Origin of the sequence: Methylocaldum sp. (assembly GCF_035627495.1) — a bacterium.
GTDB lineage: Bacteria > Pseudomonadota > Gammaproteobacteria > Methylococcales > Methylococcaceae > Methylocaldum.
The window spans coordinates 15,293-30,230 of record NZ_DASPLO010000151.1; the positions used below are offsets into that span (position 1 = coordinate 15,293).

A 14,938-nucleotide genomic window follows, 5' to 3' on the forward strand; every position below is an offset into this window, starting at 1 on the left:
ACAGGCCTTGATTCTATGTTGAGCAAAGAACTCGAATATTCATTAAACGTCGCATTCCGGTCGGCCTATGAAAAAAGGCACGAATTCATAACCGTTGAGCATCTTTTGCTAGCGATGCTCGACAATTCGATTGCCGTCGAAGTGCTGCGCGCCTGCGGCGCAAACGTCGATCAATTGCGAAAAGACCTAACCGAATTCCTGGATGAAACGACACCGCTTATTCCACCTGGTGTGAAGCGCGAAACTCAGCCGACTCTCGGCTTTCAGCGAGTCCTCCAGCGGGCGGCCTTCCATGTTCAGTCTTCTGGCAAGAAAGAGGTCACCGGTGCCAACATTCTGGTGGCTATCTTCAGCGAGCAGGACTCTCAGGCCGTTTACCTTCTCAACAAGCAGGACGTAACACGGCTGGATGTAGTCAATTACATTTCCCACGGCATTTCAAAAATTCGTGAGGATTCGGACGCCACCCCGAAAAGCACCACTTCGGATAGTGACGAAGGAGAAGGTTCCGCCGCCAACCCTTTGGAAAAGTTCGCCTCCAATCTCAATGAGTTGGCAAAACGCGGTAAGATCGACCCGCTGATCGGACGCAAGGACGAAATCGAGCGCACCATCCAAGTCTTGTGTCGGCGCCGCAAGAACAATCCATTGCTGGTCGGTGAGGCCGGCGTGGGCAAAACCGCCATCGCCGAGGGTCTAGCCAAAAAGATTGTGGACAGCGAGGTGCCGGAAGTCCTGTCCGAAAGCACGATTTATGCGCTGGATCTCGGCTCGCTGGTCGCCGGAACCAAATACCGGGGCGATTTCGAGAAGCGTCTCAAAGCGCTGCTGGCCCAACTCAAGAAAGAGCCCAATTCGATCCTGTTCATCGACGAAATCCACACCATTATCGGTGCCGGATCGGCATCAGGCGGTGTAATGGACGCCTCGAATCTGATCAAGCCGGTATTAGCCTCGGGCGAACTGCGCTGCATCGGCTCTACGACTTATCAGGAATATCGGGGTATTTTCGAAAAAGACAGGGCCTTAGCTCGTCGTTTTCAGAAAATCGACATCCATGAGCCAACGGTAGACGAAACCTATCACATTCTGCGTGGCCTCAAGTCCCGGTTCGAGAAACACCACGACGTGAAATATTCGTTGGCGGCACTCCGTACGGCAGCCGAATTGTCCGATCGTTATATTACGGATCGCCACCTGCCGGACAAGGCGATCGATGTCATCGATGAGGCCGGAGCCAGCCAGCGGCTACAGCCTGTTTCGCGCCGCAAAAAACTGATCGGTACCTTGGAAATCGAAGATATCGTATCCAAAATCGCGCGTATTCCGCCAAAAACGGTTTCCACCAACGATAAGGACAAACTGCGGGATCTTGAAAAAAACCTGAAAATGCTGGTATTCGGCCAGGACGAGGCCATATCGGCATTGGCCTCCGCGATCAAGCTGTCACGGGCTGGGCTCCGCGAAGTGCAAAAGCCCATCGGCTGCTTCTTGTTCGCCGGTCCCACCGGCGTCGGAAAAACCGAAGTCACTCGCCAACTCGCTAAAGTGCTGGGCGTCGAGCTTATCCGCTTCGACATGTCGGAATACATGGAGCGGCATACCGTATCCCGGTTGATCGGCGCACCACCCGGTTATGTCGGTTTCGACCAGGGCGGGCTATTGACCGAGGAAATCAATAAGCATCCGCATGCCGTGCTGCTTCTCGATGAAATCGAGAAAGCCCATACCGACGTGTTCAACCTGCTGCTGCAGGTCATGGATCACGGTACCCTGACCGATAACAACGGACGCAAGGCGGATTTCCGAAACATCGTTCTAGTCATGACGACCAATGCCGGGGCTTCCGAGGGCGGCAGACCGTCTATCGGATTTACGCAGCAGGATCATTCAACCGATAGCATGAAAGTCATCGAACGGATGTTCTCCCCCGAATTCCGCAATCGGCTGGATACCATTATTCAGTTCAAACCGCTCAACCTTGACATCATTGGCCAGGTGGTCGACAAGTTCATGTTCGAACTGGAGTCGCAACTGGCAGAAAAGCGGGTATCGGTGGTTTTGGAGCCCGATGCACGGGAATGGTTGGCCGAGCATGGCTTCGACCCGGCTATGGGGGCAAGACCTATGGCCCGGGTTATTCAAGAAAACATCAAAAAGCCCTTGGCCGAAGAGATCCTATTCGGCAAGCTGAGCGAGGGTGGAATTGCGAGAATCAGCGTGGAAGATGGCCAACTAACGTTTACCATCGAAAACGTGCACGAAGCACCGGAGGCAGTCTGAGTCTTAGCGTTGACGAAAGGTGATTCGACCTTTGCTTAAATCATACGGGGTCATTTCCACTTTTACGCGGTCGCCCGTCAAAATGCGAATGTAATGCTTACGCATTTTTCCGGAAATATGTGCCGTAATAACATGACCGTTATCTAATTGAACGCGAAAAGTGGTATTAGGCAAAGTTTCGATCACTTTGCCTTCCATTTCGATGTGATCTTCTTTCGACATAAACCTCTCTCAAGAAATGGGTGAACTGTGGACGGTTAAAACGCGAATAATATCATATTAAGTTTCAAGCACGATATTCTCGCCTTTTTCCAACAGCACCCAATCCTGTCCGACAAGCGCCTGCAAAGGGCGAAACGAGTTTTTATAACTCATTTTTTGACAGCCGGATATCCAAAATCCGAGATACACCCAATCCAATCCCCTCCGCCTGGCCTCGTCCACTTGCCACAAAATGGCATAACTGCCCAGGCTACGCGCGGGTAAATCGGGATTGAAGAAGGTATAAACCGCTGATAGACCATCGGCCAAGTAGTCGGTCACCGCTACAGCCAGCAACTCATCCCCGCGCTTGAACTCGTAGAAACCGGTCTCCCCCCAACCGCACGCGAGAAAACGAAGGTAATCCTCCGCCGAGGACTCGGCCATATGGCCGCCGGGATGCCGAGACCTTAGATAACGGATAAAGAGTCGGTAGTGCGGCTCCTCGAATCGGGCCGGTTTCAAAACAACCTTCAAATCGGCATTCCGTTGCTGAATTCGACGCTGTCCGCGATTTGGCTGAAACCGCGCCACAGGTATGCGGACCGATACACAGGCGGAGCAATTCGGGCAGTGCGGGCGGTAAATCATGTCACCGCTCCGACGGAACCCCCTAGTGGCAAGCCAAGAATAAATGCCGCCATCCACCGCCTCCTGCGGTGAGACATAAACCATCTGCGCCCGCCTCCCAGGCAGGTAATCACAATCATGCTCGTAGCTGACGTAAAGCGGTATCGATTTCATAGAGCCCCGCCCTCCGCTTTCCAGGCATCACCCGCCGCCGGCTGTTCGCAGTGGGTCTGCAACAACTTCACGAACTCCGAGCGCGGAATTTCTTCCGCCCCCAGACTGGCCAGGTGCCGGGTATAGACCTGGCAATCGATAAGCACATATCTCCAATCCTTCAAGCGGTTGCACGCGAAGGCGAAAGCGGCCTTGGAAGCATCGGTCACACAATGAAACATGGATTCCCCGAAAAACACCCGCCCGACCGAAACTCCGTAAAGACCGCCCACGAGTTCCTCTCCCTGCCACGCTTCGAAGGAATGGGCCAGACCCAGTTTAAAAAGACTGGAATAAGCCCGCTTCATATCCTGCGTTATCCAAGTTCCACTCGCATAGTGCCGCGGCTCTGCACAGGCATCCACGACCCGGTTGAAGCACACGTCGAAGCTGAACCGAAATTCGCCGCGCTTGAGCCGCTTGCCGAGGCTCCGGGAAATCTTGATGTCATCAGGACGTAAAATCAGCCGGGGATCCGGCGACCACCAGAGAATCGGCTCGTCTTTGCCGAACCACGGGAAAATGCCGCTCCGGTAAGCATTCACCAGCCTATGCGCAGACAGACAGCCGCCCACCGCCAAAAGTCCGTTGGGCTCGTCCAGAGCATTTTCCACGGGAGGAAACGGCTCATTTCGATCAAAAGGATTCAGAACGGTCAGCATGGTCGAAAATTTTGAAAGGCGAGTGTGCATTTAGTTCCGACATATAGGCTCGGACGGAACGGCTCTCCCGCTCTAGAAAGTTTGCTATTAGGCCGTGAAATTCCACATTGGCCATCCAGTGGGCGGACCAGGTCTCGGTCGGCAAGAAACCACGGCTGACCTTATGTTCGCCCTGCGCACCGGGCTCAAAGCGATGCAGACCCGCCTCGATGCAATATTCGATTCCCTGATAGTAGCAAGCCTCGAAATGAAGCGCAGGCACATCCTCCGTACATCCCCAGTAACGGCCGTACAGCGCATCTCGACCCACGAGGAAAAATGCGGCGCCGACGATACGTCCGCAACGCTCGGCGAGAACCAAAAGGATTTGCTCCCCTATCGTTGCGGCGATCGCTTCGAAAAACTCAAGGGTTAATACCGGGTAATTGCCGTGCTTGGCAAACGTGGACCGGTAAAGCTGATGCACCGTACGCCAGATTTCTGGCTGTACGCGATCGCCCCGGATTCGTCGAAGCTCCACGCCGGTCTCCCTAACCTGCCGACGCTCCCGCTTCACTTCCTTACGCCTCTTAGCGGTAAAGCCCGACAAAAAATCTTCAAAGTCCCGATAGCCGCGATTTGCCCAGTGAAACTGGCAGCCGAGCCTTTTTAACACGCGCGGCGAATCGAGCAACACCCGGTCCCGTGTGAACAACCAATGGAGCGAGGAAACACCCGCATCATGTGCCGCTTCGATCGCCAGCTCGACCACGGTCTCGGCCAAACCGTTCGAGTACCATTCGGGCGCGATCAGCAAGCGCGGCCCCGTGGCCGGAGTGAACGGCGCGGCGACCACCAACTTCGGGTAATAGTCCATGCCGGCCCGCTCGTAGGCGTCCGCCCACGTCCAATCGAAAACGAACTCGCCGAACGAATTGAGTTTGAGATACATCGGCAGGGCCGCCACCAGGCCGTGTTCCGCATCCTCGACCAACAAATGGTAGGGAATCCAGCCGACATGCTTGCCCAGGCACCCGTTCTCTTCCAATGCAAGCAAGAATTCATGCCGCAGAAAGGGATAGGCGCCGTCAGTCAGCGCATTCCAGGCACCAGGCTCCACTGCGCCGATATGACGAATAATGAGGGGCCTTAAGCCTACCGTATGCGTCTCGTCTCGAGCTCCCATCTCGCATCCTCAACAGTCAAAAGGTCGCATGCCGTGATCGATTCGCCGAACCATGAAATAATAACGCCTTTCTGCCAACACAACCCTCTCATAATGGCTCAATACATTTTCACGATGAACCGGGTGAGCAAAATCGTGTCGCCCAAACGCGAGATTTTGCGTGACATCTCACTGTCCTTCTTTCCGGGTGCGAAGATCGGCGTGCTCGGCTTGAACGGCTCGGGCAAGTCCACCCTCCTCCGCATCATGGCCGGCGTGGACAAAGAATATGACGGCGAAGCCCGTCCGCAACCGGGAATCAACATCGGCTTCTTGCCGCAGGAACCTCAACTCGACCCGACCAAGACCGTGCGGGGCAACGTCGAGGAAGGCGTGGCCGAAATCAAAGCGCTGATCGACCGCTTCAACGAGGTCAGCAACGCCTTTGGCGAACCCGACGCCGACTTCGACAAATTACTGGCCGAACAAGCGGAACTCCAGGACAAAATCGATGCCGCCGGCGCGTGGGAACTCGAACGCAAGCTGGAAATCGCCGCCGATGCCTTGCGCCTTCCGGACTGGGACGCGGACGTCACCAAGCTCTCAGGAGGCGAGCGCCGCCGTGTCGCACTGTGCCGCTTGCTGCTGTCGAACCCCGACATGCTGCTCCTCGACGAGCCTACTAACCACTTAGATGCCGAATCAGTGGCTTGGCTCGAACGTTTCCTCCACGACTTTCAGGGCACGGTCATCGCCGTCACCCACGACCGCTATTTCCTCGACAATGTCGCCGGCTGGATACTCGAGCTGGACCGCGGCCATGGCATCCCGTGGGAAGGTAATTATTCCTCCTGGCTGGAACAGAAGGAAAAACGCCTGGAGATGGAGGAGAAGCAGGAAACCGCCCGCCAAAAAGCCATGAAGGAAGAACTGGAATGGGTTCGGGCCAATCCCAAGGGCCGGCAGGCCAAGAGCAAGGCCCGTTTGCAGCGGTTCGAGGAACTGTCGTCCAGCGAATACCAGGCCCGTAACGAAACCCGCGAGATCTATATTCCGCCGGGACCGCGGCTGGGCGAACTGGTCGTGGAGTTTGAAGGCGTCTCGAAGGGTTTCGGCGAGCAACTGCTCATCGACGACCTGAGCTTCCGATTGCCCCAGGGCGGCATCGTGGGCGTGATCGGACCCAACGGGGCCGGCAAGACCACCCTGTTCCGCATGATGGCCGACGTTGAGCAACCCGATTCCGGCAACGTCCGCGTAGGCCCGACGGTTCAGCTCGCCTACGTCGAGCAGTTCCGCGACACCATGAACGACAAGAAAACCGTTTGGGAGGAAATCTCCGACGGCCTGGACATGGTCACGGTAGGCAAGTATCAGACGCCATCCCGCGCCTACGTGGGCCGCTTCAATTTCAAAGGCTCGGATCAGCAGAAACGCATCGGCGAACTGTCGGGCGGCGAGCGCAACCGCGTCCATCTGGCCAAACTGCTGAAAGCCGGTGGAAACGTGCTATTGCTCGACGAACCGACCAACGACCTGGATGTGGAAACCTTACGGGCGCTTGAAGAAGCCCTGCTGGAGTTCCCCGGCTGTGCTGTCGTGATCTCGCACGATCGCTGGTTCCTCGACCGCATCGCCACCCATATGCTCGCCTTCGAGGGCGATAGTAAGGTAGTCTGGTTCGAAGGCAACTACGCGGACTACGAAACCGATCGCAAGCGTCGCCTGGGCGACGAGGCGGAAAATCCGCACCGGATCCGATTCAAACCCTTGATGGGCTGAGAGCTTGTGGATAAACCTGCTGCGCGGACTCGAACCCTCGCGGCGGTTTTCTCACAAGCTCGAATTCGGGGGCGGTAACGCGATTATTTCTTTGCGAAGAAGGCTGACATGGCGGCGGCTCGATCCGCCGCCACTTTCTGAATGTGCGGACGGGATTCCATCAAGCTCATATAATCTGTGGCACCGGTGACTTTCTGCAAGAAATCCTCACCGTAAATCCGTTGAGTAGCCGATGATAATAAGCCGAAGCTGGGCCACAGCGCACAATCGGCCGCTGTGAATCGGTCGCCTGCAATATAGGGAGAAAACTTTGCGAGGCGATTGAACGCATCGATGCCCAAACCGATTTTTTCCCTGACCTCGGCTTTGGTTTCGTCGGAGACCGAACCGCCGAAGAAAGCCTCCCCGTACAGCCGTCGGGCGATAAGCTCCACGTTGAGCTCGAAGTGTTGGATCAACTCCCGGCACTTGGCCCGTTCGAACGGTTCCGCCGGATAAAGCGGATTTTGAGGAAAAGCCTCCTCCAAGTATTCGAGGATGACTTGCGATTCCGAAAGCGATCCATGATCGGTTAGCAGAAACGGAATTTTGCCCGCGGGCGAAAATTGCAGCACCGTTTCCGTTTGGCCTGGAGCAACCGTCTGCTCCTCGAATTCAATGCCCTTTTCCAGAAGGACTAACTTGACTTTGTTGTAGTAATTACTGATAGGAAAACCGCAAAGCCTTATCATAAGTAATCTCCCGAGTTTAATAGCCGGAATGCCGATCTTAGAAAGAAACGGCATCCTGCGCCAATCATCTTTCCAACGACCTTTATCTAACACATGACATCATCCAATTCCGTTACATCTTTCGAACAATTGGCCATTTCCCAGCCTATCTTGCAGGCGCTCCGGGAGATCGGTTACGAAGCCCCGTCGCCCATTCAAGCCCAGAGCATTCCTCATTTATTGGACGGGCGGGATTTGCTGGGACAAGCCCAGACCGGCACCGGCAAGACCGCGGCCTTCGCGATCCCGATTCTGACCCGCATTGACCTGTCCCGGCGCATACCGCAGGCCCTGGTGCTCGCCCCCACCCGCGAACTGGCCATTCAAGTCGCCGAGGCGTTTCAAACCTACGCCCGCCATCTCGAAGGCTTTCATATCCTGCCCGTTTACGGCGGCCAGGGTATGGGAACGCAGCTGCGGCAACTCGCTCGCGGCGTCCACATTATCGTGGGTACGCCGGGCCGGGTGATGGATCATCTCCGCCGCGGAACCTTGTCCCTGGATAATTTGAGCACATTGGTTCTCGACGAAGCGGACGAGATGCTGCGCATGGGCTTCATCGAGGACGTGGAATGGATCCTGGAACAGATTCCGGCCACGCGTCAGATAGCCCTCTTTTCGGCCACCATGCCTGCCGTCATCCGCAAAATCGCCGACCGGCATCTCAACAATGCGGCGGAGATCAAGATCAAGGCCAAGACCGCCACCGTCGAAGCTATCAGCCAACAGTACTGGCTGGTCTCCGGAGTGCAAAAACTGGAAGCCCTGACCCGCATCCTCGATGCGGAAGACTTCGACGCCATGCTTATCTTCGTCCGCACCAAGACCGAAACAATGGAACTGGCCGAGAAACTGGAAGCGCGTGGATACGAAGCCGCCGCATTGAACGGCGACATGAGCCAGGTTCTGCGCGAAAAAGTTGTCGACCGCCTGAAGAAGAATGCCCTGGACATCGTGGTGGCCACCGACGTCGCCGCCCGCGGGCTGGACGTGGAGCGCATCACGCACGTGGTGAATTACGATATTCCCTACGACACCGAGGCCTACATTCACCGCATCGGGCGCACCGGGCGAGCCGGGCGGAAAGGCACAGCCATCCTGTTCGTCGCCCCGCGCGAAAGACGGATGCTCCGCGCCATCGAGCAAACCACCCGGCAACCCATACAGCAAATGCGGCTGCCGACCCTGCAGGACATCGCCGATCGCCGTATCGAGCAATTCAAGGCGCAACTGGTTCAGACCCTGGACGACCAGGATGTGGGCTTTTACCGCGAGCTGGTGGACAAATTAGTCGCCGAAGAAATCGGCGATGCCGCTGACATCGCCGCCGCTCTCGCCTATCTCATGCACCGCGAACGTCCTTTGGAGGCATCCGAAGAACAGGCGCCGCCTGCGCCGCGGGAACAGAACCGCGAACGCCCTTGGGAAAAGCGGCCGGAAGGAGCAAAACAGCGCTATAGCATCGACGTGGGCCGGGAGCATGGAGTGCAGCCCAAGGACATCGTCGGCGCCATCGCCAACGAAACAGGGCTCTCCGCCAGGCTGATCGGGCAGATCAAGCTATTCGACACCTACAGCACGGTGGAGCTTCCGGTCGATCTTCCGGACGATTTCTTCAAGCTTCTGAAGAAAACCTGGGTAAGAAACCAACGCCTCAACCTACAACTGCTCGAAAGCGGCGATAGGCAACCGAGCAGAATACCCAAAAAGGCGGCTAAACCGGCCGAACGCAAATTCGGAAAACCAAAAGCCTCGGGACAAGACAAACCCGCAGCAAAAGGTCGACCCAAAAAAGATCGGCCATAGATCGACCATTCGCCTATGGAAACACTCGTGCAACTGGTCGCCAGGGCGTCCGAACTGCTCGATCGGCTCGAAAGACGGATGCCTTCCGCGCCGGCGGAACCGGACTGGGCCGGCGCCATCGCCTTCCGTTGGCGCGGCGCCGGCCATCCGAGCCCCTTGCAGCCTATCCGAAGCCCTCACCGGCTGGAGCTGGCCGACATCTTATGCGTCGATCGGCAGAAGCGCGAGCTCGACCGCAACACCCGGCAATTCATCAAAGGATTGCCGGCCAACAATGCCCTGCTCTCAGGCTCGAAGGGCACGGGCAAATCATCGCTTATCAAAGCTCTTCTCAACGAATATGCCGCCCAAGGGCTACGGGTCATCGAGGTGGATCGACAGCATTTGGTCGAATTGCCGGACATCCTGGATCTGCTCTACCCGCGACTGGAAAAGTTCATTCTGTTCAGCGACGATCTTTCGTTCGAAGCGGACGACGCCGGCTACAAGGCCCTGAAGTCCACGCTGGAAGGCTCGTTCAGCGCACCGCCGGCGAATGTGTTGATCTACGCCACCTCGAACCGGCGGCACCTGCTACCCGAGTACCACGAGGAAAACCTGCAGGCTCGCCATATCGAGGGCGAAATCCATCAGGACGAAGCGGTGGAGGAAAAGATCTCGCTGTCGGAACGATTCGGCTTGTGGCTGTCCTTTTATCCGTTCACCCAGGATCAATATCTGGACATCGTCCGGTACTGGCTGAACAAGCTTCAAACACCCTCGGACGACTGGGAAACCATACGCGCCGAAGCCCTGCGTTTCGCCCTCCAACGCGGCTCCCGCAGCGGCCGGGTCGCCTGGCAGTTCGCGAAGGATTGGAGCGGACGTATGCAACTTAAAATGTGAGACAAGTCTTTCAGCGGATGGCAAGGACTTGCAGCCAAAATAACGCGCCAGAACAGAAACAACGGCTGGGAAGCTCTAAGGGCTTGTCGCCTTCTCCAGCCACCGTAAATAGGTCAGCGCGTAATCACGGGTTTCCCCGCACATCTCGGGTGCCGGCCGAAGACCGGAACAGCAGGCGGGCCGCTCAGGATGCCCCCAGATGGCGCAACGGAAATCATCGGTCAGATGGATACAGCGAACGCCGGCCGGCTTGCCCTCGGGCATGCCGGGAATGGGGCTGGAAATGGATATGGCGATGCAGCAGGCGCCGCATCCGGCCCGGCATTCCATAACCTCAGTCGAAAAAGAAAAAATCGTGTAAAGACGCGACCTTGAGCTTTTGCTTGATCTCGTTCAAAGCAAACTCGCCATAAGGCAGTGGATCGTAGCGGCCCCAGATCGGGCCGGGCCAAGCCGGGTCACCTCGATAGCGCACCACATGATGAAGATGAAGCTGGGGCACCAGATTGCCGATAGCGGCGATATTCATTTTATCCGCCTCGAATAGCTCCGCCAGGGTACGGGAGAGACAAGACGATTCCTGCATGAGCCGTACTTGATCCCCGGCCCCCAACTGATAAATCTCGCTGATATCATTCCGCTCCGGAACGAGGATGAACCACGGATAGCGGCTCTCATTCATCAACAAAAGCCGACACAGCGGGAACCGGCCCAACTGAATACAATCCTGCGACAAACGAGGGTGCAATTCGAACATGCGTACGCTCAATCGATATGGACCTGCGGATGTCGGACGTCGGCGCCATACACGCGCTTGACCCAACGCGTCATTACCGGCAAGCCGATGATCAAATATGGGTAATAGCTGATCAGCCGCCACAGAACGGCCAAGGTCAGCGCCGCGCCTGCCGGAACGAAATCCCCGAACAACCAGGAAAAACCGAGTTCGGCGATACCGGCGCTGCCGGGTGTTGGCGAAAGAACCATGATAATCCATAAGACCGCTTGCCGACCGATGGCGAGCAGATGGTCGACCAAGCTCATGGGCATTGGGGAAAAGGCCGCGAGGACGCAGTTCAAAACCAGGTATCGGCCGATCCACGCAATCGACGTCGCCAGCCAGACCTGAAACCAGAAGACTGATTTCCTATCCCGCAAATCGCGAGAGGCGGTGAGCAAGTCATTGACCATGTGCAAGCCTCGCGAGCGCCAGCGCCGGAGCATCGGCAGCATAAACAGCCGGGTCAACCACCAATTGATCCAATGCGGAGCCACGAGCAGCGCCGCGATCAGCAGCACCAAGTAAACGACCAGCCCACCCCACGCCACCCAAAACCCGGCCATCATACTGGTTCCCAGCAGTTCCGATCTGATGTAGTGCAAGGGCGCAAAAATATCGGCTTGTGGAACAAACAGGCTCGCAAAGAAAGGAAGCGAGGTATAGAACACCTGATCAAGAAAGACCGTGGTAAATACGATGGCGGTACTGCGACCGATGCTGATCCGTTCTTTGACCAGCATGAATACCGCCACCGCCGCCCCGCCGACCATGGACGGCGAAACCGCGGCGAAGAAATCCCAAAGCAGGATTATTTCGAAGCAAGCTCGCCACTCCAGCTTGCGGTCGGTGAGGATCCGCAATTGCCACATGTAGCCGAAATCGCGCAGGACCATCATGAGAAGGGCGAGAGCGATCCAGAACATCGAACGCGAAGTCCACGCGATGCGGTCGAGCACCTCGTCGATCGGAAGGCCGTTCTTGACCAATTCGCCATACAGCGTATAGCCGACGATGCCCAACCCGAAAGCGACCGGTAATAGGATTCGACCGGGACTGAACTGCTTAAGAACGTCGAACGTCTTCGCGGCCATTCCTATCCACGTGAAAGTGATGATCCGGTATTATCAGTTATGAATGCGACTTGCGCGTGACAAACATTGCATCGCCGTAACTGAAAAACCGGTATTTGCGCTCCACGGCATGCCGATAAGCCGCCAGAACTTCTGAATAACCGGCAAAGGCGCACACTAAGGTCAACAAAGTGGATTCCGGAAGGTGAAAGTTGGTAACCATGGCATCGACACAGCGAAAGCGGAAGCCCGGACGAATAAACAAATTCGTCTCGCCTTTGTAAGGGGCCAGGAAGCCTCCAACCGACGCCGACTCCAACGTCCTCACCACGGTGGTTCCAACGGCAATTACGCGCCCTCCGCGCTGCCGGACTTCGTTAATCTTTTCCACTACGTTCGCATCGACCTCGCAGCGCTCCGAATGCATCTTGTGTTCATCCAACTCATCCACCCGCAAGGGCTGAAATGTGCCGCTGCCCACATGCAGCGTCACGAAAGCCCGCTCGACGCCCTTTGTCGCCAAACGCTCGAACATCGCTTCATCGAAATGCAGCCCGGCCGTGGGTGCCGCCACGGCGCCGGATTGCTTCGCAAATACCGTTTGATAACGCTCCCAGTCGGACACAGAATCGGGACGATCGATATAGGGCGGCAGAGGAATATGCCCAACGGCGCTCAGAACCTCATCGATGGTTTGATCGTCGAGAACCGTCAGCAGAAACAAATCGTCTTGCCGTCCTTGAACCAAGCACCGAAAACCACCGTCCAGAAGGATTTCAGATCCCGCTTTCGGAACCTTGCTCGCGCGTACATGAGCCAAGCCCGTACTCGAATCGAGCACCCGTTCGATCAAGATCTCCACCCTGCCCCCGGATGCTTTATGCCCGAACAGACGCGCAGGCATTACTTTCGTGTCGTTAAAGACCAGAAGATCGCCCGGATGGACCAGATCGGGCAGTTCGATAAACATACGATCGTCAATTTCTCCGGTCGTTCCATCCAAACACAGCAACCGACTGGCGCTCCGCTCTAATAAAGGATGTTGGGCGATCAGATCTTCGGGAAGTTCAAAAAAGAAATCACTTTTGCGCATCCTGAGATGGTATCAATCGGCGGATAAGAGTGCAGTATCTGGTTTTTCAAAACAGTTTTCTTTATAATTCGGTTGCTTTCACGCCGGGGTGGCGAAACTGGTAGACGCGCCAGACTCAAAATCTGGTTGGGGAAACCCAGTGTCGGTTCGATTCCGACCCTCGGCACCATTTCGACTTCCGACTGTTTCCGAGGAAGTCCAGAAAACCCGCAAGCTTACTGGCTTGGCGGGTTTTTTTATCGTCCCGTGACGCCCTACGGTCAGCCTCAAGCTGTCTTGACTTTGCCGGCAATAACCTGAGGCCTGGAGCGGTTGATCAAAAGCATCACTTCCGCCTTCGCGCGCTATATAGGCATCGACTACTCCGGTGCGGAAACTCCGACTTCCAGCCTGAAGGGGCTGCGCGTTTATCTGGCGGAGCGGACCGCATCGCCCGTGGAAGTTCTGCCACCGCCCAGCTCGCGTAAATACTGGACCCGACGCGGCATCGCCGAATGGCTAGTCGAGCGTCTGTCCGAAGACCTGCCGACACTGGTCGGCATTGACCACAGTTTTTCCTTCCCACTCCGCTATTTCGAGGTTCATCACCTACCGCCCGATTGGACGGCTTTCCTTGAAGACTTCCAGCAGCATTGGCCTACCGACGAGGACCATACCTATGTCGATTTCGTCCGTTATGGCCTCCGCGGCAATGGCGCAGCCCGCACCGGCAACTCGCGCTGGCGACGCTTGTGCGAAAAGTGCGCGAGGGCGAAGTCGGTGTTTCACTTCGACGTGCAAGGTTCGGTCGCCAAATCCACCCACTCCGGTATCCCTTGGCTCCGCTATCTGCGCCGGCAACTGGGCGAGCGGGTGCATTTCTGGCCCTTTGACGGTTGGGCCGTTGCTCCCGGCAAGTCGGCTATTGCCGAGGTATACCCCTCATTGTGGAATCGCGCTTACCCCATGGAGGACCGTACCCCCGATCAGCACGACGCTTACACCATCGCCGCGTGGCTAAGACAGGCCGATCACGATGGCCGCCTGCAAGGTTTGCTCGAACCCGTCCTGACACCTCAGGAACGTGCCATAGCTGGGGTGGAGGGCTGGATACTTGGGGTAGGGTGAAACAGTTGATCAAGTGAGAAACCAAAATCGGCTACTCGGATGCCGCTTTCCTAAAATTGCCGACGATGACATTCTCGGCATCCTCGCGAGTTAGCGGTTCAAGCCGCTCGCCTAGCGCCGCCAAGCCTCCGCCTGCTGCTTGGATCGGTTGTAGATCCGTTTGATGCGGTCTTGCTCAAGATGGTAGGTACAAAGACGGGCCACCATCAGTGTGGTACACGTGCGGCGCAAATCATGAGACGTCCAGGTGCCGCCCGATGGTAACAGGGCGCCGGTCAGCTTGCCGCGATTCTGCTTTCCGTTTGCAGTTGCCCGGACGGTGCCAAGTAGCCCATCGTCTTCGCGTAATGTATGTTGCCGGGGATTATCGGGAGAACTTAAGCTGGCGATTAACTCTAATAGTAATAATCAGACTGGAGGCAAGGTTTTTGACTGAAAGGGATTTCATCCGGATGCCATGGGCACAACATACCGGATACTGATACTGAATGCCTCGAGCAACGTTACGGCA

14 protein-coding genes and 1 tRNA gene are annotated in these 14,938 nt (G+C 56.4%); 6 read left to right on the plus strand and 9 right to left on the minus strand.

From position 1 onward, the window contains the following. Positions 1–15 precede the first annotated feature (15 nt). Entirely contained in the window at positions 16–2,283 is a 2,268-nt protein-coding gene (gene clpA, locus VEB01_RS12620) for an ATP-dependent Clp protease ATP-binding subunit ClpA (RefSeq protein ID WP_324875953.1), read from the plus strand. A gap of 3 nt (positions 2,284–2,286) precedes the next feature. Here the strand turns inward: clpA and infA are convergent, their stop codons facing one another. Genes infA through VEB01_RS12640 form a run of 4 tightly spaced genes read right to left on the minus strand, consistent with a single transcriptional unit; the run spans position 2,287 to position 5,154 of the window. After that, positions 2,287–2,505: a translation initiation factor IF-1 gene (infA, locus tag VEB01_RS12625; protein ID WP_174648687.1), complete on the minus strand. Its 219-nt coding sequence runs from the start codon at positions 2,503–2,505 to the stop codon at positions 2,287–2,289. Positions 2,506–2,562: 57 nt separating this feature from the next. Continuing rightward, positions 2,563–3,288: an arginyltransferase gene (locus tag VEB01_RS12630; protein ID WP_324875957.1), complete on the minus strand. Its 726-nt coding sequence runs from the start codon at positions 3,286–3,288 to the stop codon at positions 2,563–2,565. Next, positions 3,285–3,989, minus strand: coding sequence for a leucyl/phenylalanyl-tRNA--protein transferase (aat, locus tag VEB01_RS12635; RefSeq protein ID WP_324875958.1), 705 nt, complete (start codon positions 3,987–3,989; stop codon positions 3,285–3,287). Before aat ends, VEB01_RS12630 begins: the two co-directional genes overlap by 4 nt. Next, on the minus strand, positions 3,964–5,154 hold the full coding sequence (locus VEB01_RS12640) for a GNAT family N-acetyltransferase (protein WP_324875960.1): 1,191 nt from the start codon (positions 5,152–5,154) through the stop codon (positions 3,964–3,966). Before VEB01_RS12640 ends, aat begins: the two co-directional genes overlap by 26 nt. 93 nt (positions 5,155–5,247) lie before the next feature. Between VEB01_RS12640 and ettA the strand changes: the two genes are divergently transcribed. Then, complete coding sequence (gene ettA / locus VEB01_RS12645; protein ID WP_324875962.1) at positions 5,248–6,915, plus strand: energy-dependent translational throttle protein EttA; 1,668 nt, start codon at positions 5,248–5,250, stop codon at positions 6,913–6,915. Between the two features lie 83 nt (positions 6,916–6,998). On the opposite strand, the gene VEB01_RS12650 is transcribed toward ettA, so the two are convergent. Beyond that, positions 6,999–7,646: a glutathione S-transferase family protein gene (locus VEB01_RS12650; protein ID WP_324875964.1), complete on the minus strand. Its 648-nt coding sequence runs from the start codon at positions 7,644–7,646 to the stop codon at positions 6,999–7,001. A 93-nt stretch (positions 7,647–7,739) separates the two neighbouring features. Here VEB01_RS12650 and VEB01_RS12655 point away from each other — a divergent pair, with 93 nt between their 5' ends. Next, a complete protein-coding gene (locus VEB01_RS12655; protein ID WP_324875966.1) occupies positions 7,740–9,491 on the plus strand; it encodes a DEAD/DEAH box helicase in 1,752 nt (583 codons plus the stop codon). 15 nt (positions 9,492–9,506) lie between these two features. Further along, positions 9,507–10,376 (plus strand): ATP-binding protein, encoded by an 870-nt coding sequence (locus VEB01_RS12660; RefSeq protein WP_324875968.1) that lies wholly within the window; start codon positions 9,507–9,509, stop codon positions 10,374–10,376. 75 nt (positions 10,377–10,451) lie between these two features. Here VEB01_RS12660 and VEB01_RS12665 read toward each other — a convergent pair whose 3' ends face one another. From VEB01_RS12665 to queA, 4 genes are read right to left on the minus strand one after another with little or no spacing between them, the layout of a single operon-like run. Next, complete coding sequence (locus VEB01_RS12665) at positions 10,452–10,706, minus strand: YkgJ family cysteine cluster protein (RefSeq protein WP_324875970.1); 255 nt, start codon at positions 10,704–10,706, stop codon at positions 10,452–10,454. 4 nt (positions 10,707–10,710) lie between these two features. Then, positions 10,711–11,133, minus strand: a complete 423-nt coding sequence (locus tag VEB01_RS12670) for an HIT domain-containing protein (RefSeq protein ID WP_324875972.1) — start codon at positions 11,131–11,133, stop codon at positions 10,711–10,713. 8 nt (positions 11,134–11,141) lie between these two features. Continuing rightward, the gene (locus tag VEB01_RS12675) at positions 11,142–12,248 is read right to left on the minus strand and encodes a lysylphosphatidylglycerol synthase transmembrane domain-containing protein (RefSeq protein ID WP_324875973.1); all 1,107 of its coding nucleotides are present in this window, start codon (positions 12,246–12,248) and stop codon (positions 11,142–11,144) included. Positions 12,249–12,285: 37 nt separating this feature from the next. Next, on the minus strand, positions 12,286–13,320 hold the full coding sequence (gene queA / locus VEB01_RS12680; protein WP_324875975.1) for a tRNA preQ1(34) S-adenosylmethionine ribosyltransferase-isomerase QueA: 1,035 nt from the start codon (positions 13,318–13,320) through the stop codon (positions 12,286–12,288). An 82-nt stretch (positions 13,321–13,402) separates the two neighbouring features. Between queA and VEB01_RS12685 the strand changes: the two genes are divergently transcribed. Beyond that, positions 13,403–13,489: transfer RNA gene (locus VEB01_RS12685), tRNA-Leu, on the plus strand. Between the two features lie 143 nt (positions 13,490–13,632). Next, entirely contained in the window at positions 13,633–14,427 is a 795-nt protein-coding gene (locus VEB01_RS12690; protein WP_324875977.1) for a hypothetical protein, read from the plus strand. The last annotated feature ends 511 nt before the right edge of the window (positions 14,428–14,938 follow it).